Annotated in this window: 21 protein-coding genes and 1 pseudogene; 13 read left to right on the top strand and 9 right to left on the bottom strand. The window is 41.7% G+C overall.

Annotated features, from left to right (window positions below; genetic code table 11):
• Positions 1-50: 50 nt before the first annotated feature.
• The gene (locus ATB74_RS06755; RefSeq protein WP_061017450.1) at positions 51-3,050 is read right to left on the bottom strand and encodes an HD domain-containing phosphohydrolase; all 3,000 of its coding nucleotides are present in this window, start codon (positions 3,048-3,050) and stop codon (positions 51-53) included.
• Between the two features lie 306 nt (positions 3,051-3,356).
• Between ATB74_RS06755 and ATB74_RS06750 the strand changes: the two genes are divergently transcribed.
• The 4 genes from ATB74_RS06750 to ATB74_RS06735 all read left to right on the top strand — a co-directional run bounded on the left by ATB74_RS06750 (position 3,357) and on the right by ATB74_RS06735 (position 6,963).
• A complete protein-coding gene (locus tag ATB74_RS06750; protein WP_061017448.1) occupies positions 3,357-4,103 on the top strand; it encodes a phosphatase in 747 nt (248 codons plus the stop codon).
• 156 nt (positions 4,104-4,259) lie between these two features.
• Positions 4,260-4,655 carry a cytochrome b562 gene (locus ATB74_RS06745; protein WP_017059534.1) on the top strand — a complete coding sequence of 132 codons (396 nt, stop codon included), beginning with the start codon at positions 4,260-4,262 and terminating at the stop codon, positions 4,653-4,655.
• A 334-nt stretch (positions 4,656-4,989) separates the two neighbouring features.
• Positions 4,990-5,340, top strand: coding sequence for a hypothetical protein (locus ATB74_RS06740; RefSeq protein WP_060981558.1), 351 nt, complete (start codon positions 4,990-4,992; stop codon positions 5,338-5,340).
• 111 nt (positions 5,341-5,451) lie between these two features.
• Complete coding sequence (locus tag ATB74_RS06735) at positions 5,452-6,963, top strand: PepSY-associated TM helix domain-containing protein (protein ID WP_061017446.1); 1,512 nt, start codon at positions 5,452-5,454, stop codon at positions 6,961-6,963.
• A 112-nt stretch (positions 6,964-7,075) separates the two neighbouring features.
• Here the strand turns inward: ATB74_RS06735 and gloA2 are convergent, their stop codons facing one another.
• Complete coding sequence (gloA2, locus tag ATB74_RS06730; RefSeq protein WP_061017444.1) at positions 7,076-7,459, bottom strand: SMU1112c/YaeR family gloxylase I-like metalloprotein; 384 nt, start codon at positions 7,457-7,459, stop codon at positions 7,076-7,078.
• Complete coding sequence (locus ATB74_RS06725) at positions 7,459-8,391, bottom strand: LysR family transcriptional regulator (protein WP_061017441.1); 933 nt, start codon at positions 8,389-8,391, stop codon at positions 7,459-7,461. The genes gloA2 and ATB74_RS06725 overlap by 1 nt, the downstream gene beginning before the upstream one ends.
• A gap of 481 nt (positions 8,392-8,872) precedes the next feature.
• On the opposite strand from ATB74_RS06725, the gene ATB74_RS06720 reads away from it, so the two are divergent.
• The 7 genes and pseudogenes from ATB74_RS06720 to ATB74_RS06685 all read left to right on the top strand — a co-directional run bounded on the left by ATB74_RS06720 (position 8,873) and on the right by ATB74_RS06685 (position 17,657).
• Positions 8,873-10,066 carry a glycine C-acetyltransferase gene (locus tag ATB74_RS06720; RefSeq protein WP_061017440.1) on the top strand — a complete coding sequence of 398 codons (1,194 nt, stop codon included), beginning with the start codon at positions 8,873-8,875 and terminating at the stop codon, positions 10,064-10,066.
• Between the two features lie 109 nt (positions 10,067-10,175).
• Complete coding sequence (gene tdh / locus ATB74_RS06715; protein ID WP_061017438.1) at positions 10,176-11,207, top strand: L-threonine 3-dehydrogenase; 1,032 nt, start codon at positions 10,176-10,178, stop codon at positions 11,205-11,207.
• A gap of 1,082 nt (positions 11,208-12,289) precedes the next feature.
• Complete coding sequence (locus ATB74_RS06700) at positions 12,290-14,086, top strand: putative bifunctional diguanylate cyclase/phosphodiesterase (RefSeq protein ID WP_061017432.1); 1,797 nt, start codon at positions 12,290-12,292, stop codon at positions 14,084-14,086.
• A complete protein-coding gene (locus tag ATB74_RS06695; protein ID WP_061017424.1) occupies positions 14,086-14,574 on the top strand; it encodes a bacteriohemerythrin in 489 nt (162 codons plus the stop codon). Before ATB74_RS06700 ends, ATB74_RS06695 begins: the two co-directional genes overlap by 1 nt.
• A gap of 74 nt (positions 14,575-14,648) precedes the next feature.
• A complete protein-coding gene (locus ATB74_RS06690; RefSeq protein ID WP_061017422.1) occupies positions 14,649-16,280 on the top strand; it encodes a response regulator in 1,632 nt (543 codons plus the stop codon).
• Positions 16,281-16,459: 179 nt separating this feature from the next.
• Positions 16,460-16,600, top strand: a pseudogene (locus tag ATB74_RS23720) (L-threonine 3-dehydrogenase); the annotation flags it as partial.
• Between the two features lie 196 nt (positions 16,601-16,796).
• The gene (locus tag ATB74_RS06685; protein WP_061017420.1) at positions 16,797-17,657 is read left to right on the top strand and encodes a hypothetical protein; all 861 of its coding nucleotides are present in this window, start codon (positions 16,797-16,799) and stop codon (positions 17,655-17,657) included.
• A gap of 219 nt (positions 17,658-17,876) precedes the next feature.
• Here the strand turns inward: ATB74_RS06685 and ATB74_RS06680 are convergent, their stop codons facing one another.
• The 4 genes from ATB74_RS06680 to ATB74_RS06665 all read right to left on the bottom strand — a co-directional run bounded on the left by ATB74_RS06680 (position 17,877) and on the right by ATB74_RS06665 (position 23,036).
• Positions 17,877-18,224, bottom strand: coding sequence for a hypothetical protein (locus ATB74_RS06680; RefSeq protein ID WP_061017419.1), 348 nt, complete (start codon positions 18,222-18,224; stop codon positions 17,877-17,879).
• A gap of 504 nt (positions 18,225-18,728) precedes the next feature.
• On the bottom strand, positions 18,729-19,952 hold the full coding sequence (locus ATB74_RS06675; RefSeq protein WP_061017417.1) for a DUF819 domain-containing protein: 1,224 nt from the start codon (positions 19,950-19,952) through the stop codon (positions 18,729-18,731).
• A gap of 541 nt (positions 19,953-20,493) precedes the next feature.
• A complete protein-coding gene (locus ATB74_RS06670; RefSeq protein ID WP_061017416.1) occupies positions 20,494-22,419 on the bottom strand; it encodes a monovalent cation:proton antiporter-2 (CPA2) family protein in 1,926 nt (641 codons plus the stop codon).
• Positions 22,419-23,036, bottom strand: coding sequence for an NAD(P)H-dependent oxidoreductase (locus ATB74_RS06665; protein ID WP_061017414.1), 618 nt, complete (start codon positions 23,034-23,036; stop codon positions 22,419-22,421). Before ATB74_RS06665 ends, ATB74_RS06670 begins: the two co-directional genes overlap by 1 nt.
• A 303-nt stretch (positions 23,037-23,339) precedes the next feature.
• On the opposite strand from ATB74_RS06665, the gene ATB74_RS06660 reads away from it, so the two are divergent.
• Positions 23,340-24,416 (top strand): threonine aldolase family protein, encoded by a 1,077-nt coding sequence (locus ATB74_RS06660; RefSeq protein ID WP_061017412.1) that lies wholly within the window; start codon positions 23,340-23,342, stop codon positions 24,414-24,416.
• A 110-nt stretch (positions 24,417-24,526) separates the two neighbouring features.
• On the opposite strand, the gene ATB74_RS24475 is transcribed toward ATB74_RS06660, so the two are convergent.
• The gene (locus ATB74_RS24475; protein ID WP_017098479.1) at positions 24,527-24,652 is read right to left on the bottom strand and encodes a hypothetical protein; all 126 of its coding nucleotides are present in this window, start codon (positions 24,650-24,652) and stop codon (positions 24,527-24,529) included.
• A 234-nt stretch (positions 24,653-24,886) separates the two neighbouring features.
• Between ATB74_RS24475 and ATB74_RS06655 the strand changes: the two genes are divergently transcribed.
• Positions 24,887-25,321: a YccF domain-containing protein gene (locus tag ATB74_RS06655; RefSeq protein ID WP_032544929.1), complete on the top strand. Its 435-nt coding sequence runs from the start codon at positions 24,887-24,889 to the stop codon at positions 25,319-25,321.
• A 115-nt stretch (positions 25,322-25,436) separates the two neighbouring features.
• Here ATB74_RS06655 and ATB74_RS06650 read toward each other — a convergent pair whose 3' ends face one another.
• Positions 25,437-26,360 (bottom strand): hypothetical protein, encoded by a 924-nt coding sequence (locus tag ATB74_RS06650; RefSeq protein ID WP_061017410.1) that lies wholly within the window; start codon positions 26,358-26,360, stop codon positions 25,437-25,439.
• Positions 26,361-26,539 lie beyond the last annotated feature (179 nt).

The raw sequence follows: 26,539 nt of genomic DNA, 5'->3' as shown, positions 1-26,539 counted from the left end.
AGCTATGGCTTATCCTCTGAATGGTTAGCCTAGAACTTAAAACTTAAAACTTAGAACAATGAGCGTATGTACTCTTTTACTCGGTCGATGTGTTCGTGCGGGTCAATCTCGCAGCGTTGGTTCATTTCTAGGAATCGCTCAGCGTATTTGTCGTAGATTTTGTTTTCCAAAAACAGTAAATACAACTTGGGATCGATATGACCGCTGGTGGCCATATCGGTCATGATGTTGAGTGATTCGCTTAGCAGTTTGCCTTTCTTGTACGGACGGTCACTGGAAGTGAGGGCCTCAAACACATCGGCAATTGCCATCGCTCTTGAAGGTAGAGGTAGTTGGTCTTCGTTTAAGCCTCTTGGGTAGCCCTTACCATCGACACGCTCGTGATGGCCGCTGGCAATGTCTGGAATGCTCTTGAGATAAGATGGATAAGGCAGCTTATTGAGCATGGTGAAGGTTTGAATAATATGATCGTTGATCATAAACCGCTCTTCATCGTTTAACGTACCACGGCGCACTTTCAAATTATGCAGTTCACCTTGGTTGTATTTTACTTCTCCAGGTTTGAGTACGAACTCTTCTTGCCAGATATCAGCAGGGTTTAAGCCATTATCCCACTGTATTTTATGTTCAGGTTTGTCAGCCAGTAAGGGCTCCATCACAGGAAGAGTTTGCTTGTTTTCATTTGGTTCAGTTGAATCTTGTAGTGCTGTGTCTTGCTGAGTGTTAAACCTCTCTTTTTCAGACCAAGACAGCCCTAATTGATCATCTAATGTGCGCTTCCACTGGCGTTTCGCTATGTGGTCCAAGCGTTCTAGCTGCTCTTCCGTCATAGATTCGCCACCAAGGTTACACTCAGCAACAAAGGCAAACTCCTCATCCAGTTCAGACAGGCTTTGTTCGAGTATTTTGAGTTGTTCTTCTTGAAGCGCACCGTTTGCTATGGCTTTCCAGTAATCGGTTTCCGCTTGCTGTTTCAACACCTCAAAACGCATTCGCACTTCGTGTATTCGGTCGTAAATGGTTTCCAGTTTTGTTGCCTTGTCTACCACGTACTCAGGTGTGGTTACCTTGCCGCAGTCATGAAGCCAAGCAGCGAGCATTAACTCTTCCCACTGTTTACTCTCCAATGAGAATTGTGGGTAATAGCGGTCATCATCAATGGTCGCTTGAGTCAGCCATTTGGTGAGTTCAGGCACTCTTTGGCAATGCCCACCCGTGTACGGTGATTTGGTATCAATCGCCGACGCAATCAGCTCGATAAAGGCATTTAGCATGTCTTTTTGTTGCTGCATTTGGTCGATGTTATCTTTGGCTATTTCCGCAAAACTGAGTAGCTCTCGCAAAAAGGCATGCTTGTCCGCTTGCATCTTAGTAATTGGTCTTTCATAGCCAATGACCACAATACCCACTAGTAGTTTCTCTCGGTTTAATAGTGGAAAAAGGTACAGGTCTGAATTGAAGATCGAATCCTGGTAATAGTTGAGAACATTGTCTTCTCTGTTTAAATGGATCGTCTCTCCAGATTTAAGCTGACACAGCAACCAAGGGGTGTGTTTAATGAAGTCATTGATGTCGGCCTTAAAAGGGATAATGGCAAGGTTAGCTGCCGTATCAAACACGTCTTTCTCTTTTGATTGAGTGAAGAGGACAATGGTTTCTGCTTTGGTAATTAAATAGCTTTGATGAGCAATGTTCTTGGCTAAGATAGAAAACTCCTGATTTCCGGCGGTGTCTCGAAGTAGTGTAATCAGATCATGAAGCGTATGTTCCATCAGCTCAATCGAGTGAGCGAGGTTAGCCACTTCTTGAATCATACTTTTGGGATAATGAGTACGCCTGAAGTCAAATCTTGCGATGTTGTCGGTGAGTTGCATGAGCGTATTGAGTGGCTGAGACAGACGATTGGCAACAAACCATACGATAGTGAAGCAGATGAACAACATCCCAATCGCGACGGCGACTTGCTTGTCACGCATCGAGATAAGATCAGCGAGCAGCTCATTATGCGGCGTTGCTTCTGCCAAATATAAAGTGACATTCTGAGTGAGCTCAACAGGCGTTAGCGTTAATGCCCAAGTGTTTAAGTTGTACTCAATGTTTTTTAGGTTTAGGTTTAATTTCTCCTCGTCGGAGATAAGTGGTGCAATGACGGATGCTTTCAATGCTTCCATTTGTTCACGCTTGGGCACATTAAAGAAGTTTAGGTCTTGCTCACTGCCAGAGAGCTTCTCAGTTTTACTTGTGTCGTTAGGCTGGGAGGTCAGCTTGGGTATCGATAAATCAAGTTGATGTTGGCCGAGAAGATTAAAATGTTGATCGAACAAAGCGAGTCGGGTTTGCGGGGAATAGGCCAATCCACCGATCTGGGAAGAGAGAGATTTCAACGTAAAGTCCGCGCCGACGACATGTTTGCCATCTGCAGAGCGCCTAGAGAGCGTAATGCCATTGATTTTTAGGAAGTAGAACAGATAGGGCTCAGAAAGTTGTATTGAGCCGTCGGGCTTTGCGTTACGAAACCAAGGTCGAGTGGTTGGGTTGAATTTACTCTCGGCTTGTCTGGTACTGATCACTTGATGTGCACCATCGAGAAAGGTAATAAAATTTTCACCATCTAGATTGGTGCTGCTGACCATCATTGTCGCTTTAGCGGGTGCGTTGTTGTCGGCTCTCTGTTTAATGGAGCTCAGAGGGCGAAAGATCCTGAAGTCACCATCTTCTGAACCATAGAACAGAGCGACCAAGTTGGTATTTTGCTTGAAGATGATATCGACCGAGGCAAGCCAAGAGTCTTTCTCGACTGAGGTGGTTTGATGAGCAACAAACGGGCTCACCGCCATCACATTTAAGGTTGTGATGACCGGGGCAATGGCTTGTTTAAATACTGATTCGAGTTTATCGCGGTGCTCATTACTGATCTCGCGCACGGTGCCTAACAGCAGCTCTTGAGAGTGCCGATAACTTATCGAAATCAATACCGCACCGACAAGTGTTGTCAAAATTAGGAAAAGGCTAGTGATGTGGATACTCAGCGGATATCGTCTTCTTCTCATCTAACACTCCAGTTTGGTAACTGGTTTAAGTATTGACGAACTTGGGTAGGTTGCAAAAAATTGGCGTAATTACTGAGTTCATTGCCGATAAGTTAGGGCTTTCCGCGTTATTTTGAGTTGTCTAAAGGAATGAATAATAAACCTTTATGTTTGGGTGCTAATTGTCACTTTCAGCTGATAAACTGGTCGCATTGCTGCCATTAGGTATTTCTTTTCAGAAAAAGATGCAGGCACTCCTTTCCAGAAAGAAGTTCAGAGTTACTTTCTGAAAAACGTTTTTTGACCAAGCGAAGAGGGCATTGATTCATGGAACTCAAAGTAGATACTCACACTCATACATACGCAAGTGGTCATGCTTACAGCACATTGATCGAAAATGCCAAGTCGGCAAAACAAAATGGTTTAGCCATGTTTTGTACTACCGACCATTCAGAATCAATGCCGGGCGCGCCACACTATTGGTTCTTCAGTAACCAACGTGTCCTTCCTCGATTTATCGAAGAAGTTGCGATTATTCGTGGTGTTGAGTCGAACATCATGAACACTCAAGGTGAAATCGATATTCATCCTAGTGTAGATAAGAACTTGGATTGGGTGATTGCAAGCTTCCACGAGCCCGTTTTTCGGCCATCGGATGTCGCAACGCATACAGAGGCTCTCGTGAACGTGATTAAGGGCGGGCGAATTGATGCGCTTGGTCATCTAGGGAATCCTAATTTTGATTTCGATTTTGAAACTGTCATTCAATGTGCGGTTGAGCATAACGTAGCGATTGAAATCAACAACACCACACTTAAAGGTAATAGCCGAGTTGGCAGCGTTGACCGCTGTTATGAGATTGCAAGAATAGCGAAAGCGAAGGGTGCGTTTATTACTACAGGCAGCGACGCGCATTTCTGTTTAGATGTCGGTGGTTTGGACTTAGTCGCTGCATTGTTAGATGAAGTGGGTGTCGATTCGAGTAAAGTGATCACTCATTCACCACAGCAATTCTTGGCATTTTTAGCTTTACATGGGCGTGAATCTATCGCTGAGTTTTCGGAGTTTGAGTGATTGATCATCTTTTATTAGTTAGCTAGTTTGCATTTCGACACAATCAATTTTTGTGCGTGACGGATTTTTGTATACACTAGCCGGAAAATAATAAAGTCGAAGTGCCACAGTAATGATGGCTCTAACTTCAAAGACACCGCTTCACTTGGAGAAACAATGAAAACTCGCTCAATCCTTTTATCTGGTTTAATCGCTGCTTCAGTATTGTCTGGCAACGCATTTGCTAATGTAGACCTTAAGAAAAACATGCAAGAAATGAAGCTTGCATTCAAACAAGCGGCAGAAGCTCAAAGCATTGAAGAGATGCAAAAGCCTATCGTTCGTTTAGATACGCTAGTAGCAGAGCTGAAAACGGGTGTTTACCCAGTAGAGAAAGAAGATAACTTCATGGAAGGCTTCAAAAAGATCAGTGCATCACTGGATAGCATTGAGCAGAAGCTAGACCAAGGTGACTTAGCGTCGGCACAGCAGGAACTTCGTACTATTGACGGCCTTCGTGAAGAGTACCATGAGAAGCGTAATCCAAGCATTTGGAGTAAGATCTTCGGCTAACTTGCTAATCAATTGAGTTTGCTTATCTATCACGCCGATAGCCATCTTGTTCGCTAGAGTTACCAAAACAAGTTAGTAGATAACAAAGTTCAACTTCTAAAACGCCGCTTATATTTCCTTTTTCAGGAAAATATAAGCGGCGTTTTTAATTGTCTTTTTTCTAATCAGTTTGATGCACTGAAGTACGTAATATTTTATTAGTGCTTCTGTTGTAACCAGTTTTTAACTAAATAGAGTGTGCGTTAGCTTCAATTTTTTAACCTGATGTTAATCTTTACGTTTACCTATATTCCAAGTGCCCCATAATAAGGGAAATTTATAAAGATTTGGAATAATGCGCCGAACCTCGTTCAACTTCTCCATGTTACTTGCAACAGCACTAAGCTGGGCGTTAGTAACATTAATGCCTGTTATCAATGCTCATGGTAACAGTGCGGGAGTATGGGCGTCGTTATGTACGGTCAATGGCTTTGAACTGGTTCAGATTGAAGAAGGTGAACCAAACACACATAAAGGAAAACCGTGTCCGTTTAGCCATTTTTCCACGTTTCACCAAGATGAACTTCCAACTACACTACTGACAACTCGACTGAGTTCTATTGTCTCCGACAGCTACGCTTTTTTGGCTCTAAGCGAACGCTACACGAGGCAAGTTCCACGCGGCCCTCCCTTTGATATTGCTTAAACCTAACCCATTAAAACAATTAAAAAATATAGTATTAAGTAAAGTTAAACATGCTCCGATTACTTTCTGATTTTTCAGAAGGTATGTTTGCGTGTGTCAAAGGAAATAATAATGTTGAGAAATGAATCTCAAGCCTCTGCGAAAGCACAAACTAATTCGCAGTCAGCAAGCAGTGTAAAAACGAAAGACCGCAATAAAACCCTCTACTTCCTCACATGGCGCTGGCACTTCTATGCTGGGCTATTCGTTATCCCATTTATGTTGATGTTGAGTATTACTGGTTTGGTGATGCTGTTTGACGATGAAATCGAACTTGCTTTCCATCAAGATGCGATTGAAATTGCGGTATCGGGCGAACCGATCAAGGTGTCACAACAATTAGCTGCCGTACAACATCAATACCCACAAGGTACGGTGACACAGTTTGTACCTAGCAAAGTCCCTGATCTGGCTAACCGTTTTTCAGTATCACTTGAGGACGGAACGTCCGTTTTCGCCACCGTGAATCAATACACTGGCGAAGTGGTCGGAGAGATTCCGCGCAGCGATAGCCTTTATCAACTCGCGAATGATATTCATGGCACCTTACTAATCGGTGACTGGGGCGACTATCTGATTGAGGTTGCAATCAGCTTATCGATTCTGCTTCTTATCAGCGGTATTTACCTATGGTTACCAAGAGACAACGCAAGCCGTGCCGGTTTTCTTAAGCTGAGAGTCTCATCCGGACCGCGCGTACTGATGCGAGACCTGCATGCGAACATTGGTGGCACGTTATCGCTTATTCTACTGTTGTTTATCCTTTCGGGATTAGCGTGGACTGGTTTCTGGGGCGGTAAGCTTGTTCAAGCATGGAGCACTTTCCCGGCTCAAATGTGGGACGATATACCATTGTCAGATAAGACGCACGCTTCCCTAAACCATGGTTCAGAAGAAGAGCTTCCATGGAATTTAGAACAGACACTGCTGCCTTTGTCTCAAGATAAGCAAGCTGAACACGTCCATCATTTAGAAGAGGTGTCTGAAGCTCATGATCATTCTAAAATGGATGAAGAGCACTCTCAGCATGTGTTGTCAGCAAGCAGTTTTGACATTGATGATGTTGTCCTAAAGGCGCACTCACTTGGTTTTACACAATACAAAGTGAATTTCCCGCGTTCAGAAACGGGTGTTTACACGGTCACAGCCAATACAATGGGCGGAGATATCATTGATCCAACCCAAGATCGTACCACGCACCTAGATCAATACTCAGGTCGTATCCTTGGTGAAGTGACCTGGCAAGATTACAACTTCATCGCCAAGACGCTAGCAGTTGGTATTTCATTGCACCAAGGTGACATCAGTATCATCAATAAGCTTCTAAATGCTTTGTTTTGCTTGGCGTTCATTGTTGTGTCAGTGACTGGCGGTGTAATGTGGTGGATGCGCAGACCTTCAGGTCAAAGAAAGCTTGGTACGCCACCGAAGTTTGGTGATGCAGGACTTTGGAAGACAGGTTTAGTGACCGTGATAGTTATTTCAGTACTGTTTCCACTGGCGGGTGCGACGATCGTGACAGCAATGCTATTGGATTGGTTACTGTTCTCTCGTGTCGAGAAATTCAAGACAGCATTGAGTTAATTGATAGATAAACTGACCTTCTTTTTGAGGAGGTCAGTTTCAATAATCAGATGACATGCTCTGTTTACTAATAAGACATTAAACTTGATATAACTCTATATTTGATAAAGATCTAGATTTCATAAAGCTCTAACGGCAGCCCGTCAGGATCGGCAAAAAAGGTAAATGCTTTACCTGTAAATTCATCAATTCGAATCGGTTCGACTTCGATTCCTTGTGCTTCCAAGTAGTTCTTGATTTCTTGAACGTCATCCACATAGAAAGCTAAGTGTCTTAGCCCTTGAGCTTCAGGAAAGCTTGGTCTTTCAGGCGCGTTAGGGAAGCTGAATAATTCTATTTGAGCGCCATTAGGCAGTGCCAAGTCGAGCTTATACGACTGACGTGTTTCACGATAATTCTCAGCAATCACTTCAAGCTTTAAAACTTCCGTATAAAAGCGTTTAGATAATTCGTAGTCTGAGCAAATAATGGCGGCGTGGTGTATTCCTTTCAGCATTAATTTATTTCTCCTGCCAGCTTGTCACCCAAATGTTCCATCGCGTAATCAATGAATACACGCAATCGGGCAGGCATGTACTTGGTTTGAGCAAACTGCATTGCGATAGCACCATGGTAATTACTCTTGATGGTCCAATCTTCCAAGACTTGCACTACAGAACCTTCAGCCAATGCATCTTGAATCACGAAGTCATGGAAAATACCGACACCTAGACCTTCTTTCACACCTTTTAGCCGCATCTGTGAGTGGTTAACTGCGTAACGTCCACTGACGGGTACCGTGTGAAACTCATCATCTTTAAGAAAGTCCCAAATGTGGTCTTTGTCTGTCTCAGCAAGATACAAACAGTCGTGTTCAGACAGCTCAGTAGGGTGGTGAGGAACCCCTTTCACTTCTAAATAGTCAGGGCTTGCACATAACACGAGGTTGGTTTTGCCTAACTCTTTTAATACTAAGCTTTCGTCGGGCTTATCGGTCAGGCGGAACGCGATGTCTATGCCTTGACGTAAAATATCGATGTCTCCATCAGCCGCTCTTAACTTGAGCTGGATCTTTGGATATTGACTTAAGAATGGAACAACAAAAGGCTGTAGCACTGAGTTTAAGAACGCCTCAGGCGCTGCCACCGTTATAGAGCCCGCAGGTTCAGTATGGTCGGAGGTTGAAAGCTCAACGGCTTGTTGCGCCGCGTTGATCATCACCACGCTCTGATCGTATACCAACTGACCTGCTTGGGTGATGATAAGGGTACGAGTGGTTCGTTCAAACAGTTTCACCGACAGTGCTTTTTCCAAGCGAGTGATGAGCTTACTCAAGGCTGAAGGTGTTACCCCTAACTGTTTTGCTGCCGCAGTAAAGCTCCCTTCATTTACCACTAAAATGAATGAGGCGAGATCTGGAAGTAGGGCGATGAGTTTAGGGTTGACCATAAGTATCCACGAGTTTCGGCGATGAGCGTAAAGTGATTGTGAGCGATTTGCTTGGATTTGTGAATCAATTTCATTAATTGCTTAGCGTGATTGCTCTGATAGATTGATGTGTTTGTAGCTTATCTGTATAGCGGCGTTGCTGATGCACATTCTAAGAGAAGCGGATAATCATCACCATATCGTTCTGAGATGAAAAATAGAGATCTGATATGAAAGTGAAATTAGAGACAAACGGAAGGGGATTTGACGTTAAAAAGAGCAGGTAAGACGCGTTTATGTGCCCTGTGTCACTGGGATGAACCATTATTCGTGCCTGTGATTCATTAATGTTTTTCCAAATAAAGGGATAATCGAGAAGGTGATGTTCAACTAGAATAGGGGTATAAGTTTTACAGTGTAAATGATCGAATTGAAATCGTTTACATCCCCTACATAATGCGGCGCGCGATGCTGCTGAATAATAATTAGGAAGGAATAGACAATGTCTTCTGCATTTTACCAACAGATTCAAACTCAAATCGAAGAAGTTAAAGAAGAAGGTCTTTACAAGTCTGAGCGCATTATCACTTCTGCTCAAAAAGCAGCGGTTTCTATCTCGACTGGTGAAGAAGTACTAAACTTCTGTGCAAACAACTACTTAGGCCTTGCTAACCACCCTGATCTTATCGAAGCGGCTAAAGACGGTATGGATCAGCACGGTTTTGGTATGGCTTCAGTACGTTTCATCTGTGGTACTCAAGATTCTCACAAAGAACTAGAGCAAAAGCTTTCTACGTTCCTAGGTAAAGAAGACACTATCCTTTACACATCTTGTTTTGATGCAAACGCTGGTTTGTTCGAAACGATTCTAGGTAAAGAAGACGCAATCATCTCTGACGCACTAAACCACGCATCTATCATCGATGGTGTTCGTCTGTGTAAAGCAATGCGTTTCCGTTACTCGAACAACAACATGGAAGAGCTAGAGCAGCAACTTATCGCTGCTAAAGAAGCGGGTGCTCGTCACACACTAATCGTAACTGACGGTGTGTTCTCAATGGACGGCGTAGTGGCTAACCTTCCTGCTATCTGTGACCTTGCAGACAAGTACGATGCACTAGTAATGGTTGATGACTCTCACGCTGTGGGCTTCATGGGCGAAAACGGCGCAGGTACTCACGAGTTCCACAACGTTGTAGACCGTATCGATATCATCACTGGTACGCTAGGTAAAGCAATGGGTGGCGCTTCAGGCGGTTACACTTCTGGTAAGAAAGAAGTGATCGACTGGCTACGTCAGCGTTCTCGTCCATACCTATTCTCTAACTCTGTTGCACCTGCAATCGTATCTGCGTCTATCCGCGTTCTAGATCTCCTAGCTGAATCTGGCGACCTACGTACTCAACTATGGGAAAACTCTGCTCACTTCCGTACTCGCATGGAAGAAGCTGGCTTCACTATGGGCGGTGCAGATCACGCAATCATCCCAATCATGCTTGGTGATGCAAAAGTAGCGGCTGAGTTCGCAGAGCGCGCACTAGAGAAAGGCATCTACGTTGTAGGTTTCTCTTTCCCTGTAGTACCAAAAGGCCAAGCTCGTATCCGTACGCAAATGTCTGCTGCACATTCTCGTGAGCAACTAGACCGCGCAATTGATGCGTTCATCCAAGTTGGTAAAGACATGGGCATCATCTAATTTTAAAGGGGTGCCACGGCATCCTTTAATTAGATAGAGCAACACCCAATAGAACATATAGATTTTTGATTCTCGCCTTACAGTTAGGCGAGATGAACTAGGTAACATTATGAAAATTAAAGCACTTTCTAAGCTTAAGCCTGAAGAAGGCATTTGGATGACCGAGGTTGAAAAACCTGAAATGGGTCATAATGATCTTCTTATCCGTATTAAGAAAACTGCAATTTGTGGTACTGACGTACATATCTACAACTGGGATGAGTGGTCACAAAACACAATTCCAGTACCTATGGTAGTAGGTCACGAATACGTGGGTGAAGTTGTTGGCATCGGCCAAGAAGTTCGTGGTTTTGAAATCGGCGACCGTGTATCTGGCGAAGGTCACATCACATGTGGTCACTGTCGTAACTGTCGTGGCGGCCGTACTCACCTTTGTCGTAACACAACAGGTGTTGGTGTGAACCGCACTGGTGCATTCTCTGAGTTCCTTGTGATCCCTGCGTTCAACGCATTTAAGATCCCTGCAGAAATCTCTGACGATCTAGCATCAATCTTTGACCCGTTTGGCAACGCAGTACACACAGCGCTTTCTTTCGACCTAGTAGGCGAAGATGTGCTAATTACGGGTGCTGGCCCAATCGGCATCATGGCTGCAGCTGTTGCTAAGCACGTTGGTGCTCGTCACGTTGTAATCACTGATGTAAACGAGTACCGCCTAGATCTTGCTAAGAAGATGGGTGTAACGCGCGCAGTAAACGTGATGGAAGAGAAGCTTGAAGACGTAATGTCTGATCTTGGCATGACTGAAGGCTTCGATGTAGGCCTAGAAATGTCAGGTGTACCATCTGCGTTCAACAGCATGCTAACTAACATGAACCACGGCGGTAAGATCTCGCTACTAGGTATTCCACCATCAGACATGGCAGTAGACTGGAACCAAGTGATCTTTAAAGGCTTGGTTATCAAAGGTATCTACGGTCGTGAGATGTTCGAAACTTGGTACAAGATGGCTTCACTAATCCAGTCTGGCCTAGATCTGTCTCCAATCATTACTCACCACTACAAAGTAGACGACTTCCAAGCAGGCTTCGACATGATGCGCTCTGGTATGTCTGGTAAAGTAATTCTTGATTGGGAATAAGCTTTAACTGAGTAACAAGATATTAGAAAGGCGACAGTTTTTACTGTCGCCTTTTTTGTAGGAATTTTTAATTGATGAATAACTTAAGTTATTAATATTTATTGGTTATTTTGGTTTTGTATATGGGCAAACCTTACTTGCTTCACCACAGTCTGAATCGATTGCATCAATGGATACATAAATGACAGCAGAACATAACCTTCACAGCCCCCGAATAAAGCGTCTACGAGCATTGAGCATTGACTCTCACTATCGGTGAAAAAGTTGGATTCGCCGCTATCAAAATTCTTGTTGTATTTAATACCCTTATCAATACTAGTACTTTTAATCATAAGGTTTAGCCAAATCATGTTTATGCTAATGAATCAGTACCTCTTACTTTCGTCTTATCGGTGTATATAGCTTTTACTTAACTTACTTAAATTTATGAGAGTAGTGAGTTCTCATTACTGTTGGCTCTAGCACTTTCGAGTACTAGACTGAGCTGGGCAGACATAAGCGTAAAAAGTGTTTAGGTTCTATCAAGTCAATGGGGTATGACACCGCATATTTCTTTTTTGCTACTAATGCTTGTTTAAGGTTATAAGCATCTATCTACTTTCGATGTTCTCTTGGAGGAAGCTAGAAAGTCTATATAGTAACGGATTGCGATTTATAAAAAATTAACTAATCACGAATAAATTATCAAAGAAAGCGTTTTCATGGATGATCTGTATCAAGTTAGTCATAAAACTGAATGTTAATCTATGCATAAAGTCTATTGCATACGAAGGGTGAATGATTTGAGTTGACCGCCTCTTATCCATTAAGGCTGTGATTGTTAGTTTTCAAAGACTTAAAGCAAAGGCCGGATTAATAGATGGCTTAACTGTTTATGTAGAGACGATTGTTCAGCAGAAAACCGAAATTTTGGTCGCGTTTCTCTGTGAGATTAACACGCAAAGAAAGCGCTTTCATTTGGGTGTTAGTGATGACAATGAATTTAAAGTATAGCGAAATTAATGGGTCTTCAATTGGTTTATAACAATGAGAAGTTAACTAAAAAGAATGTGTTATCAGCTCTCTAGCTTAAAGAAATAAATATGAAAACAGATAAATCCATCAACATATTAGGTAACTATTGTCTTTCGGACGCGCTCAATAAAGATTACACCGAGTCACCATTAATTCCAAAAAAGAGTATTTCTGTGATGGGGGAAGAAGAAAAGCTGTCATTTTTCTTCTCTATTGTCGATCAAAGTGCAAACGCTGTTGTCATCACCAACGTGAATAAAAACATTATATATGCCAACAAAAAATTTGAAGAGTTAAGTGGCTTTGCACTTAGTGAAGTTCTTGGAAGAAATCCAAGACTATTAAAATCAAATAAGACTCCGGCAGATACCTACCGCGATATGTACCGCACATTACAGGCAGGAAACTCTTGGAAGGGAGTATTCTTTAATATCCATCGAGACAACACTGAGTACATTGAAGAAGCTGTTATATCCCCGGTAACGTGCGATAGAGGAAATGTTATTTGTTACGTAGCAGAAAAAAGAGACATTACTGCTCAAGTCGCCGCTGAGGAAAGCGTTAAGAGACTAGCTCATTTTGACAGCCTAACGGATTTGCCTAATCGAGCCTACTTTATTGAAGAAACTAACAAGCTTGTGGACTTGCAACCAAGTCAAGAGAGCGGGTTTACGATCTTATTTGCAGACTTAGATAGATTTAAAGAATTAAACGATAGCTGTGGTCACCTTGCTGGTGATGCCGCACTAAAAGAAGTTGCGAGACGTATTGCACAAGTCATTTCGCCTAATGATTTAGCCGCTAGAGTTGGAGGCGATGAATTTGTTGTGGTTCACCGGAAACCAACGCAAGAAAGCACAGAACAGTTGGCAACTAAATTAGCAGCAGAGCTGAGTCGACCGATTCAAATTAATAAAGGCCAAGAAGCTTTTCTTGGCGTTAGTATCGGTGCAGCAACATGGCCTTCAGATGGCACAACAATGAATGAATTACTATCGCATGCAGACTTAGCGATGTACGAAGCTAAATCTACTGAGCGGAACTTTGTCTTCTACACAGAACAGGTAGGCATACGCTTTTATCGCGAATTAGAACTATCAAACAGGCTAAATCAGGCAATCAGACAAAGTAAAGATCAATTTTATTTGGTCTATCAACCCAAATTTTATTTAGATACTGGGCAAGTTACAGGCGTTGAAGCCCTGCTTCGCTGGAACGAACCTGAGTTTGGTATTATTAATCCTGCGGAGTTTATACCTATTGCCGAGAAACACAGAATCATGTGCCCTATTGGTAAGTGGGTCATTAAGGTCGTCTGCAAACAACTTCGTCATTGGCAATTAGAAGGTAGGGTGTTGCCAGGCAGGATAGCTATAAATATTTCGGTACAACAGTTAGAGCATCCAGATTTCTTTGAGGATATCACTAATATAATTATTGATGAGGGGCTATCTCCTACCTTTTTTGAACTAGAGATTACTGAGTCGGTGCTGATGAGCAACTCAGGAAATACCATATACGTGCTGCAACAGTTAGAGCAAGTTGGATTTAATATTGTCATCGATGATTTTGGTACTGGTTTTTCGTCTCTATCGTACCTAAAAATAATTAATGCAAAGATTTTAAAAATAGACAAATCTTTTGTTCAAGATATTTCAACCAGTACACATGATCAAGTAATCGTTAAATCAGTGGTAGATTTAGCAACTAATTTAGGTTTATCAATTGTAGCGGAGGGAGTTGAAACCGAAGAACAAAAAAGTACATTAATAAGCTTAGGTTGTAATATCGGTCAAGGGTTTTACTACTCCAAACCGTTATCAAACAATGAAATATCAAAGTTGTTTAATTATAAGGTTTTTTAATGAGTTTCTTAAAATGGAGTAAAGACTTCGAAGTTGGTATTGATAGTATAGATCATCAACATAAAAAATTAGTAGATTTAATAAATAGATATGGTGAGGAAATAAAAGAAAATGACAAAAAAGAGATACAAAAAACACTTAACGATCTATCTAACTACACTATATATCATTTTTCTGAAGAGGAAAGTATTATGGCAAGGTCAGGCATACCCAAAGATCACATAAAAAAACATCATTGTGAACATGAAAAATTCATTAGTAGTATAGGATCTGTTATCGATGCCTCTTCAAGATTGAATGAAATTCAGTTATCTCAACTTTTTGATTTTTTAGTAAATTGGTTAGCAACACATATTTTATGTTGTGATAAGAGAATGGTAAAGCAAATATCTTTAATCAAAGATGGCCTTGATCCAAACAGTGATTTATTTGATGAAGAATTAGAATACTATAAAGCAATAGATATCCTTCAATCTTCATTGTTCTAGTGAATAATAATTATATTTATGTTGTTAAATTAATCATGAATGTATTGTTTTTTGGTAATGTTGGATTGTAATTTATGTTTTTTGAAAAAACTATATTTATAATAGATGATTCGCAAGTTTTCGTTTCATTGTTAAAAAGTATGTTAATTAGGTTTGGTTTTAAAAACGAAAATATTGATAGTACGACAGAAAGCGAAAAGGCTCTTAGAATACTAAAAAATAATTTCTTTGACATTGTTTTTTGCGACTATAATATGAATCATCATATCGATGGGGCATTGATACTCGATGAGATAAAAACAAAAAAATTACTTAATAATAGTTCTGTATTCATATGCCTAACTGGGGATAATAGCTTAAGTGTAATAACTTATTTTATCGAACTAGAACCAGATGATTATCTAATAAAACCATTTAAAGCGAACGATCTTATTGATAGACTGAAAAAGGTAATAAATAGAAAAAAAGTTTTACATCCTCTAATTAGTTTCGTTGATAATAGAAAATTTGCAGCTGCAATCTCTCTATGCGAAAAGCTTAAGCTTGACAGCCCTCAATACACACCTTACATACTTAGGATTGAGGCTGATTGCCATTTGAAATTAAATGAGATTGAGTCAGCAAAGAGAATATATCTTGAAGCGAGTAAGATCTCTGACTCCCTGTGGCCAGAAATTGGTTATGGAAACACTCTAAGGATTGAAGGAGAATATGAGAAAGCGAAAGACATATTTAAGGGCATATTAAAGTTAAAACCAACCCATCCGATTGCAAGAAAAAATCTAGCAATGTGTATGCTTGCTTCAAATGACATCTTAGGTGCTTTATCTGAGTTTGGTTTTCTAAAAAAAGTAAATCCAGCTAATCCGCAACGAGATTTGGTTTTAGCAAACTTATTGTTTTCAACTGGTGATTTTGATGCCTCAACTCAAGGCTATCAGAGATACTCAGAGAAAGTTGAAGGTACCAGTAAGTTCGACCCAAAATTAATATGTATATCGATATTAGCGAAATTGCTTAGCTTTATTGAAGATAAAGATAAGATACTAATTGATGATATAAGGAATGACTTATTTCATTCTCGAGAGTCATACATTAATGATTATCAAGAAGATATAGAGTATGGGGTAATGTTAAATTCACTAGCATCAATACTGCTCTGTTGTGAGAATAAATTTCATGATGCATATCTAATTTCAATAAATTTAAGAACGGAAGAAATTAAGTATAATAACTTCTATACAACGATAGTAGTTTCTCAAATGTATGCACTTTGTGGGTTAGTAAGTGACTATAAAGAAACGATGAATGTAGCAAAAATATTAGTTGGAGAGGAGAAAGATGAATCAATAATGCTTAGTAAGTTGGAGTTATACCAAGGAATTACTCGAGTGGTTAAATCTCGGATGTCAACATCACATAACAATAAGCTCAATGCGTTAAAACTACGAGAAGAAAAAAAGCCAAAAGCTGCATTTTGTCTAGCTTATGATGCTTATAAAATAGCTGCATTTAATAGTGATATTTGTTTGCTTTTATTAGAGCTAGTAGCCCTATCAACCCCAGTTAGCATGACAAGAAATGAAATAAAAAACTTGATAAAATCTTGTTTCTGGACAACTATGCATGACAAAAAATCATCTGAAAAAAATAAAGAATTAGCTAGGAAGTTTTATAAAACCCTGAGTATAAAGCTAGAAATATAAAATAATATATAAGCACAGATCATATCTTATTTTATCATTACCTCGTGCTTAAGTGCGTTGACGATGTGTTGACTGGCTCAATAGATTAAAATTAAGATGAAAAATACTTATTATTAACCCGGCTTTTATTTTGGTAAGAAAATGTTTCGCGACCTTATCACCATTAGTAATTCTTCTTGTATATAATGACTTCACTAATCCAGTCTGGCCTAGATCTAACACCAATCATTACTCACCACTACAAAGTGGACGACTTCCAGAAAGGCTTCGACATGATGCGTTCTGGTATGTCTGGTAAAGTAATTCTTGATTGGGAATAAGCAAAAGGAGTAAACACTCCTGAGCTGCCTGATTAATTGAAAATGCCTCAAAGCGATTTGGGGCATTTTTGTATCTAAATTCTACCTAGGGTTAACCTATCTCTCTGTCACTTAATGGCCATTTTACTGCCCAGTAATCTCTAAAATACTCAATAAGCAGTTATACCTTATTGTTTTACTATTAAAGAGAGGACTCATGGCTTGTAAACCACTTGCACTGATAATAACTGGAATATTATTAACGCCGAATTTTGCTAGCGCTAAGGTCGACATTTCGAAAGCTGAAAGCGATCAAGCAGCAGAACAGGCAGCAAAGGAACTTGCAAACCCAAACACAGCTTACGCTAGTCTCAATTTAAAGCTTCAGTATTTAGGTGGTTACGATGGTGGAGGAGATGCTTTCGCGACCGTGTTACAGCCGACATTGCCATTTCCTATGGATAACGGTGACAAAGTGATCTTCCGCCCGGCGCTCTCTTATGTACAGAACGATTTCCATGTGGATACGCCAGTAAGCTCGCGGCATATGGATCAGTCTGGCGTTACAGACATCTCATTTGACTTAGCTTATGCGCCTAAAATGGAGGGCGGTACTATTGTCGCGTTCGGTCTCTTTGCTTCGTTGCCAACGGGCAGTAGTGACTTAACGGCGGATCAATTTGCTGTCGGGCCAGAGTTTATGGTCGGGAAGGCGAGTAGTGAACGAGTTGTCGGTATGTTCCCAAACCACTTGTATGGCGTTTCTGGACACGGCGCTGACCATTCTGATACTCGAATCAACAAGACATCGACACAAGTGTTTTGGGTTGAGATATTAGGAGGTGGTTGGACGGTAGGTTCTGCGCCGACATTCTCGTACGACTGGAATAAGGATCAGGCGGAAATTCCGTTAAACATCAGTGTTAGCAAAACAACGGTTCTGAATGGACGCCCTTGGAAGTTTGGCATTGAAGCGAACTATTACCTTGAGAAGGACGAAGAAACGCGTCCCGATTTTATGTTGAGTTTTAATGTCAGCCCTGTGGTGGAAAATAAACTGGCGTCTTTATTCGACTAGTTATATTTCCTTTATGACATTAAATAGGCTAAAGCTTTGGTATTGATATTAATCAGGATAGCTTTAGCCACTTAACTGAATATGTCACTCCAACATATATTGAATGAAGCATAGATAAAATAACTAAAGATGACTGTTAAAAACAACCAAACACCAATGTCTTTTTTAAATTTATCAAGGATATTTCTCATTCTGTATATTCCTCGTAACTTAAACTCACTAAAAATTTGGTTTTCTACCAACCGGGTTTGGTCTACATTTTCGATTTTTAATAAATAGCGCTAATGGCGAGTTAGTGACAAGGTCTTGCCTTGCTTCTTCTATCTCTTTGAGCTGTTTACAGTGAGCAAATTGAAATGGGTTACAGTGGCTTTTCTTGGTGTAGCCAAATACATTGGTTTGGTAGCAGATAAACCATTCGTCACTGCTAAAGCTCGATACAACGACACCCATGTCGTAAAACTCTAAAAGCCCATTCGCGTCAATGTTTATGTTGTGCGCTCTGATCCGATAATCTAGGTACTGACCTTTAACTAGCTTTGTCGATTTTACTTTCCAATTCTTCATCTCTACTCCTAGAGGAAAATGTTCTTTGTGGGAGTGTTTGGTTCTTTGAGACAAGTCATTTGGGATAACTTTATTCTATAACCATTCATATATTTATTGTTATACGCTTTCGGAGTATGGCGACTTTCAATCTTGCAGGACTTGGCTTGTCGCCATACTTTCCTTTAGTGGGGGCTCTATCTCTAAGTTTCGTTTTCTTTATGGGGTTAGATGCTAAACACATACGTCTTGCTACGCAATATGACAGATGTATGTATAAATTTAACCGATGTTAAATTTCTTTGAATGTTAACAATGCCAAGACAGTAGAAAAATAGTAATTAATCGAGTGTGGTTTAGGAAGGACGTAGAAATAGTCGTTTAGTAAGCTCTAATAATTAAATATAAGCATGATTTTAAGTTTTAATTCCTGTTTCATCACCTCTTGGCAACGCGCATAAAAAATCCGACATTGGCGAACCAATATCGGATTTAAAATTCAACAGATTGTTGGCGCTAGTCGTATTAGCCAGCAGCGACCTGCATGATGAGACCACAGATGTAAGCGCCGTATGTACCTAATGCGTAACCTAGTACCGCCATCAAGATACCTACTGGAGCTAGTGCTGGGTGGAATGCTGCTGCAACCACTGGAGCTGATGCCGCGCCACCAACGTTAGCTTGGCTACCTACTGCCATGAAGAACAGCGGTGCACGAATGATTTTCGCCATCGCAATCATGAGTAGGGCATGGATAGTTAACCATGTAATACCAATGAAGAAGTAACCTGGGTTATCAAAGATAGCGGTAATGTCCATTTGCATACCGATGGTAGCAACTAAGATATAGATGAACGCTGAACCAATTTTTGATGCGCCACTGTGCTCTAGGCTACGTGTTGATTTGAAGCACGAAGCGATCAAGGCGAACGTAGTTACCATAACGATTAGCCAGAAGAAGCCAGATGTTAGGCTGTATTTTGCTAGTTCTGGCGCATTGGTTGAGATCCACGGTGCAATCATGTCACTGAATAAGTGAGCCAACCCCGTTAAACCAAAGGCAATTGCTGTGATCTTCATGAGATCGGTTGTAGTTGTTGGGCGAGCGTTCTCTTCTTGGTATTTAGAAACCGTCTCTTTTAGCTCTTCGATAGATGATGTGTCTGCTTTTAACCATGCATCAATTTTCTTCTGACGACCAGCCATGATAAGTAACACTGCCATCCAAATGTTTGCACAGATAACGTCTACCGTAATCATTGCAGAGAAGAGTTGGTCATCAACCTCAAATACTTCTTTCATTGCTGCTTGGTTTGCACCGCCGCCGATCCAAGAACCAGCAACAGTTGTAAGGCCACGCCATACATCGCCAGATACGAGGTCAGGGTTAACTTGGTCGATGATTAGAATCGCCAAAGGGCCACCAATGATGATGCCGACAGTACCCGTTAGGAACATGATGACGGCTTTTGAGCCAAGGCCGAAGATTTTGCGTAGGTCAGCTGAGATGATCAGTAGAACGAGTGCGCTTGGCAATAGATAACGACTTGCAACAAAGTACAGCTTTGAGTTTGATGCGTCGATGATGCCTAAACTGTTCAATAGAGAAGGAACAAAGTAACAGAGCAATAGACCCGGAACGAACGAGTAGAATTTTTTCAGTGCGCTATTTTGGCTACTTTCCGTGATAAAAACACCGCCAAGAATAACAGCTAACATGCCCATTATTACAGCATCATTAGTAATCATTATTATATCTCCTTTAAGGTGAGCGCAAAGGTCTCACTTTTTGAATTGCAGGACTATACCGACAACCGTCATTCGTTACAAATTGTAACGGTAGACACACTTTGAAATGTTTATGTTAAATTTGATGGTTTGAATTTGTGAATGTCGTACATTGTTTATTTGATTGATGAATGGGTTTATTGGGGCTTTTGCGACGCATTTAGATATATGCAATGTAATTCAATCCTTAGAGAGTGGTCGCTATGAATTGGGTGGATGCTTGAATGGCAGGAATGAGTGCATATATAGCCATGTTTATGTTGTGGTTTATGCAGGGTTGGAATGTTTCAATAATGTAAAAATTGAATCCACTTTTGCTATGTGGTCAGAAATTAAAAATTTTAGCTAGATCACACAAATTTCTCGGATTACGAGTTTCAGCAGCTGATACTTGTGCTCATTTGACGTGTTGTAGGGGTGAGATGAAAGAAAAAGCGGCTTAAATAGCCGCTTTTGATGGTTGAATAGCATGGTCATCTAGAGCTGTAGCTTGGACTTCTGCTTAAGACTCGTCTTCCTCAAAACCATCAGCATAGCCCTTCGGTGGTGGGGTCCAACCACGTTCAGAGCGAGAGTGCTTATCCGAGCGGTCTTTCTTCATATCTTCTTTCATTGCTTCTTCAAGGTGAATGAAGATTTGTCGGTAGTTGTTGTCGTAACGTGGGTTCTCTTCCGCTTCAGACCAAGCTTGGTAAAGCTTTTCAGACTTACGGCTCTCAACACGTTGATACGTCGATTTTTGCTGCTCGACGAAGAATGGGTGGTGCCCTAAAGAGCGCAAGGCTTCTGCTCCCATTTCAAGTGCAGAGTGGTAAGTTTCGGATACTACAGAATCTGCCCCAGCTTCTTTTAGGCGATAACTATGACCACGGTCGAATGCTCGTGCCAAGATCTTCACACTAGGGTAGGTGTGTTTAATATATTTCACCAATTCAACACTTGAGTCTTGGTTGTCGATAGCCACAACCAACATCGCTGCTTCTTCGATACCGGCGGTATGCAATAAGTCATGACGAGTGGCATCACCGAAGTAAGATTTGATGTTGATGGAACGTAGTAAGTCTACTTGGTTAGCTTGGTGATCCAGAACCACCGTATTGACATCGTTCGACACCAACAAACGGTTAACGATTTGACCGAATCGACCAATGCCCGCAATGATAACGGTGCCTTTCTCTTCGATGGTATCTTCTTCGCGGTCGTTAGATTTTTGTTGGTAACGAGGGAGAATCACTTTATCAAATAGAATGAACAGCCCTGGTGTTAGGAACATTGAAAGTGCCACAACCAGCGACAGAGTTTGGACGATGTCAGCAGGCAATACGTGGTTTTGAGCCGAGAAGCTAAGTAGTACAAAACCAAATTCACCGGCTTGCGCCAAGCTCAATGTAAACAGCCAACGGTCACTGTTTTTAATTTTGAAGATTAACGCCAATGTAAATAACACTAAGGCTTTAAGTAGCATAACGCCAAGAGTGAGGCCAATGATCAAACCAAAGTCGTTGAATAGAACATCAAAATTGATGCCTGCACCTACCGTAATGAAGAACAAGCCAAGTAGCAGTCCTTTAAACGGATCGATATTAGACTCAAGTTCGTGGCGGAATTCACTGTTTGCTAAAACCACACCCGCAAGGAAGGTACCCAAAGCCGGTGATAGGCCGACGAGGCTCATTAGTGCAGCAATACCAATCACCAACATCAGTGCGGTTGCAGTAAAGATTTCACGTAGGCCTGAGCTCGCCACAAAGCGGAACAGTGGACGACTCAAGAAGTGCCCGCCGACCACAACAATCGCAATAGATGCTGTGATCACAAGGCCATAAGCCCAGCCGGGTAGGCCAGCAACAAGACTCAACTCTTCATGGTGATCAGAAGCCGAAGCGACCGCGCTTTGTGCAGCTTCGATTAATTCTGGCAACGCCAATAGAGGGATAAACGCCAACATAGGGATGACGGCAATATCTTGGAACAGTAAGACCGAGAAAGCATTCTTGCCGCCTTCTGTCTTGGAGAGCCCTTTCTCGTTAAAGGTTTGGAGAACAATCGCGGTAGATGACAGTGCGAAGATCAAGCCGATAGTCAGCGCGATCGTCCAAGGTTGGCCGAAGAATAGGGCAATACCCATTACAATCGCGGTAGTACCACCAACTTGCAAGCCACCCAGTCCCATAAGGCGGTTTCTCATTGCCCAAAGCATCTTCGGCTCAAGCTCAAGCCCGACCAAGAACAGCATCATAACAACACCGAACTCGGCAAAGTGTTGAATGGTTGTGGTCTCTTCACCTACCAGGCCTATGATTGGGCCAATCACAACACCAGCAATTAAATACCCTAGAACTGAACCTAACCCGAGTCGCTTAGCAATAGGCACCGCGATGACAGCTGCTACCAAGTAGATAAACGCTTGTAGAAAATATCCCGTCATTATTTAACCTCTGCCATTAGTTCTTCTACGTAGTGGTTTAGTTTTTCTGCTTTGCTGGCTTTTTTAATATTGATCTCGTCAGCAACCAGCGCCTCTAACAGTACTTTATAGCTATCGACATGCTCTTGAATACGATTCTCTTCCAAAGCGGTACGCGAACCAAATAGAGCAAATGGCGCGAGATAGGTCATCCCACACAGTGAAGCTGTTTGTTCGATTGGATGAAGCAGTTCTCGAATAGTGAAATGGTTGTAGCCATCACTCTGGTAGGCGTCTTTTTTACCGCCAGCGGTGATACAGCAGAGTAAGCTTTTATCTTGTAGTTCGTTGCCATCGGTTCCGTAAGCGAAGCCATATTCTAGAACGAGGTCTTGCCACTCTTTAAGAATTGCCGGTGTCGAGTACCAATATAAAGGGAACTGAAAAATGATGATGTCATGGTCTAGCAGGCGTTTCTGTTCACGATCGATGTTGATTTTGAATGTAGGATATTCTGCATAGAGATCGACACAGGTTACGCCTTCAATACGTTTGGCTTGCTCAAATAAGGGTTTGTTTGCTTCAGAACGATGTTGAGAAGGGTGGGCGAATAGCACCAAGACTCGATTTTTCGACATATAGCCCTCTTTGTCCATTAACGAATAATATTTATTGGAATTATAGTTATACAATAATAGAAGAATGCTTGAACAACAACGAATTAGCCCATACTTCTCAATTTAGATACGCGTGCTTTTTTATGTTTAATTATATAAGACATCAGTCATTTTGTGTATTTCAGGTGCAAGTAGCCGATGACTGAGTAAAACTAATTATTCACGAATAGTAAAAGCGAATATGGGCATTTTATGTCACCTTTGGTGGGTAACGTAAATAATCCCATAACCCTACATAGAACGATAATGAATAAAGGAAAAACTATGAGCATGGACTTGCGTCAACAATGTGATTTGTTGCTTTCCGGTCACCTAGAACCGACACCAGCACAGACATTCGCTCAGATGGCTGAATGGTGTGAAACACATAATGTGAGCCATGATAGCTACGGTGATGGTGAGTTTATTGAGAGCTTTGAAAACAAGGTCGCAGAGCTGCTTGGTTATGAAGCTGCCGTGTTTGTGGTTACCGGTACCATGAACCAACCAACAGCATTAGAAATTGCGTGCCAAGAGAAAAGAAACCCAGTAGTAGCGATGCATGAGTCGAGTCATATCATACGTCATGAACGCCAAGGGTATCAGCTCCAAAATCGCTTCAACGTGCTTCCAGTCGGCAACGTATTTCGCACTTGGAATGTTGATGACTTAAAGGCGTGGCCTGATGAGATTGCCGCCGCTCTGTATGAGTTGCCGATGCGCGAAATTGGCGGCCAACTGCCAGAGTGGGAAGAGCTTGAAGCTATAAAGCAGTACTGTAAAGAACAATCGATTCACCTTCATATGGATGGTGCGCGTTTGTGGGAATGTGGCGCGTATTACCAAAAATCATACCGCGAGATTGCTCAGGGCTTCGATAGTGCTTATGTTTCGCTGTACAAAGGTCTCAACGGCCTTGGTGGTTCGTTACTGTTGGGCGATAAAGCCTTTGTAGCGAAAGCATCTGCGTGGATGAAGCGCCAAGGTGGCAATGTTTATCACCGAACGCCTTATGTGGTTTCAGCCGCGATGCAGTTTGATGAGCGATTAGAATTGATGCCTGCTTTATACGAACGCACCAAACAGGTTTATCAAATACTACAAGATTATCCTCAGTTCACGGTTAACCCACAGCAACCTCAGGTCAACATGCTTCATCTTTATTTACCAGTGAGCTATGAAGACGGTATTATTGTGAGAGATAACATAGCAAAGAAACACAAGGTTTGGATAGGAAACCCAGCGATCAGCGAGTTGCCAAACCAATGTAAGATTGAATGGTATGTTGGTGATAACTTACTGAATCTGCCTGATCATGAGCTGATCGACATTCTTGATTTTATTAACGAAGAGCTGATTTGATTACGGAAAAGTTGATTACAGAAGAGCTGACTGCGGAATAAATGATCTAGTTGAAATGGATACAGACCGTTGGTCCAGTATCCATTTATGCAGCTAGGATGACGGTTCTGTTACATATACTGGTTGATGTAGACGTCGACTAGGAACATGAATACTGGAACTGTGCTTAGAAGTCCGAAGAAGACGATAGGCACCCAATTCTTCATTTTCTTTTTAGGTTGCTCTGTATTGCTCATAGATTCGGCCTTAAATTCGTTGTTGAGTCAGTGCTTAGGTGATAACTGAATGGTATCAAATAAATTCAAATTGCCCTATGCGGATTTGACGTTTCGTGGCGTGTATCAATCACATAAAATGTAAGTGATTCATAAACAGTTCATAAAGGTTCAACAATAATGAACCTATTACAACAATCATTGCCTTACTCGGCATATTAAATAAACAGCATTCAAAGATTTGGAGAATACAGAATGAAAACAATAGGAAACATCATTTGGTTTCTGTTCGGTGGCGTATTTATGGGGCTAGCTTGGTGGTTCTTCGGACTGCTCGCATTCCTAACCATCGTTGGTATTCCATGGGGCAGAGCATGTTTTGTTATGGGTAACTTCTCATTCTTCCCATTTGGTCAGGAAGCAATTTCTCGTGATGAGCTGACCAATGAAATGGACATTGGCACGAGTCCGCTAGGTGTGATTGGTAACATTATTTGGTTCTTGTTTGCGGGTATCTGGTTGGCTATTGGTCACATCATGTCAGCTGTGGCGTGTTTCATTACCATCATCGGTATTCCGTTCGCGATTCAACACCTTAAACTAGCGGTTATCTCGTTAGCGCCAATCGGTAAGACGGTTGTCGATAAACGTGAAGCAGAAGCGGCACGAGTGAGAAATTATAAAGGTTAAGGTTTCAGCTTGAACTTTATATAATTGAAAAGCACATCGCATGATGTGCTTTTTTTGTGCCTATGTTCTTATCTCTCGATGCTCATATCACAAACAATAACTAAACGTGCTTGAGCTAGACATTGTTAAACAGGACTTCAAGTCGAAGGGTGATGTTGGCTTCTTCGGTATGTTTCTCATTGGGCTCTCGCTCCCATTGATAACGAGGAATGAGTTCGTAGAACAGCCACTCTTTCCATACATTTTGTCGGTAGGTAATCGAAACTTGAGCGTATTCGTAATGATTATAAGGCTCATCCGTTGCATTAATCGTGGCGCTATATTGCAGCGCTTGGTCTTGGGCAAGGTAGTGATACAAGGTTAATCCCGTACCATAGTTCCAACCTTTAAGGTCGTCGTTATACCCCGCAAAGCTCGACCATCGAGCCAAGAAATCATCACTTAAGGAAAGATCAAAATCGATGTCAGTGATTTCGCCAGTCTCTTGTTTTTCTTGATATACACGCTGGGTAATCCTGAATACCGCATCGGTTGTGAGAGGGTAGGTAAAACGGTAGCGAGCTTCGATACGCGGTCGTAATGTCGCCTTAATATTGAAGCTGCTATATCCCTTGGCATAGGCGTCGTAACGCAGACCAAGTGCACTTTCTAATTCCTCAGAATCTTGCGGGAAGAAATCCAAGAACTCTTCATCGCTGACAGATTCGTAGATTAATTTCAGACGCTTACTCACAAAGGGGAGGTGTAAACGCGCTTTTAGTTTTGTGGAGTAGTCGACATCGCCGCCTTCAGAATAAATAAAATCGTTATACCAACGTACAGACGTACCCGCTCTGGCATCTTCGGTAATACGGTCATCCACAAAGAAGCTATCAAACCACAACGCAGGTTGGCAAAACTTACTGTTCAGGAAGTGGTAGGCTTTTTCGACAGGGGCGTCTTCTAACGGCTGACTGTGACACTCATTTTGTTCCTCTGCTTGAACTGAGTATGAAATGAGTGACGCCAATAATGAGGTGCTAGCTATCCTACGACTCAATGGAACCTGTTTGTTATTCTGTATATCAATAGGTTAACTATAACCAAGCGATCGCAACAATGCGACTTTTTCGTGATGAGTGGCTATTGATTAAAGGCTTTAGGGAGTGGGGAAAGCAAAGGTTTGAAAGGGATTGGACAGATAAAAGAAACGGGCTCAGAAGGTGAGCCCGTTTGTGT

Origin of the sequence: Vibrio splendidus (genome assembly GCF_001557875.1) — a bacterium.
In the GTDB taxonomy this organism is placed as follows: domain Bacteria; phylum Pseudomonadota; class Gammaproteobacteria; order Enterobacterales; family Vibrionaceae; genus Vibrio; species Vibrio splendidus_F.
Note: the sequence above shows the minus strand (reverse complement) of the source record. Positions and strands in the feature narration are given on the sequence as shown.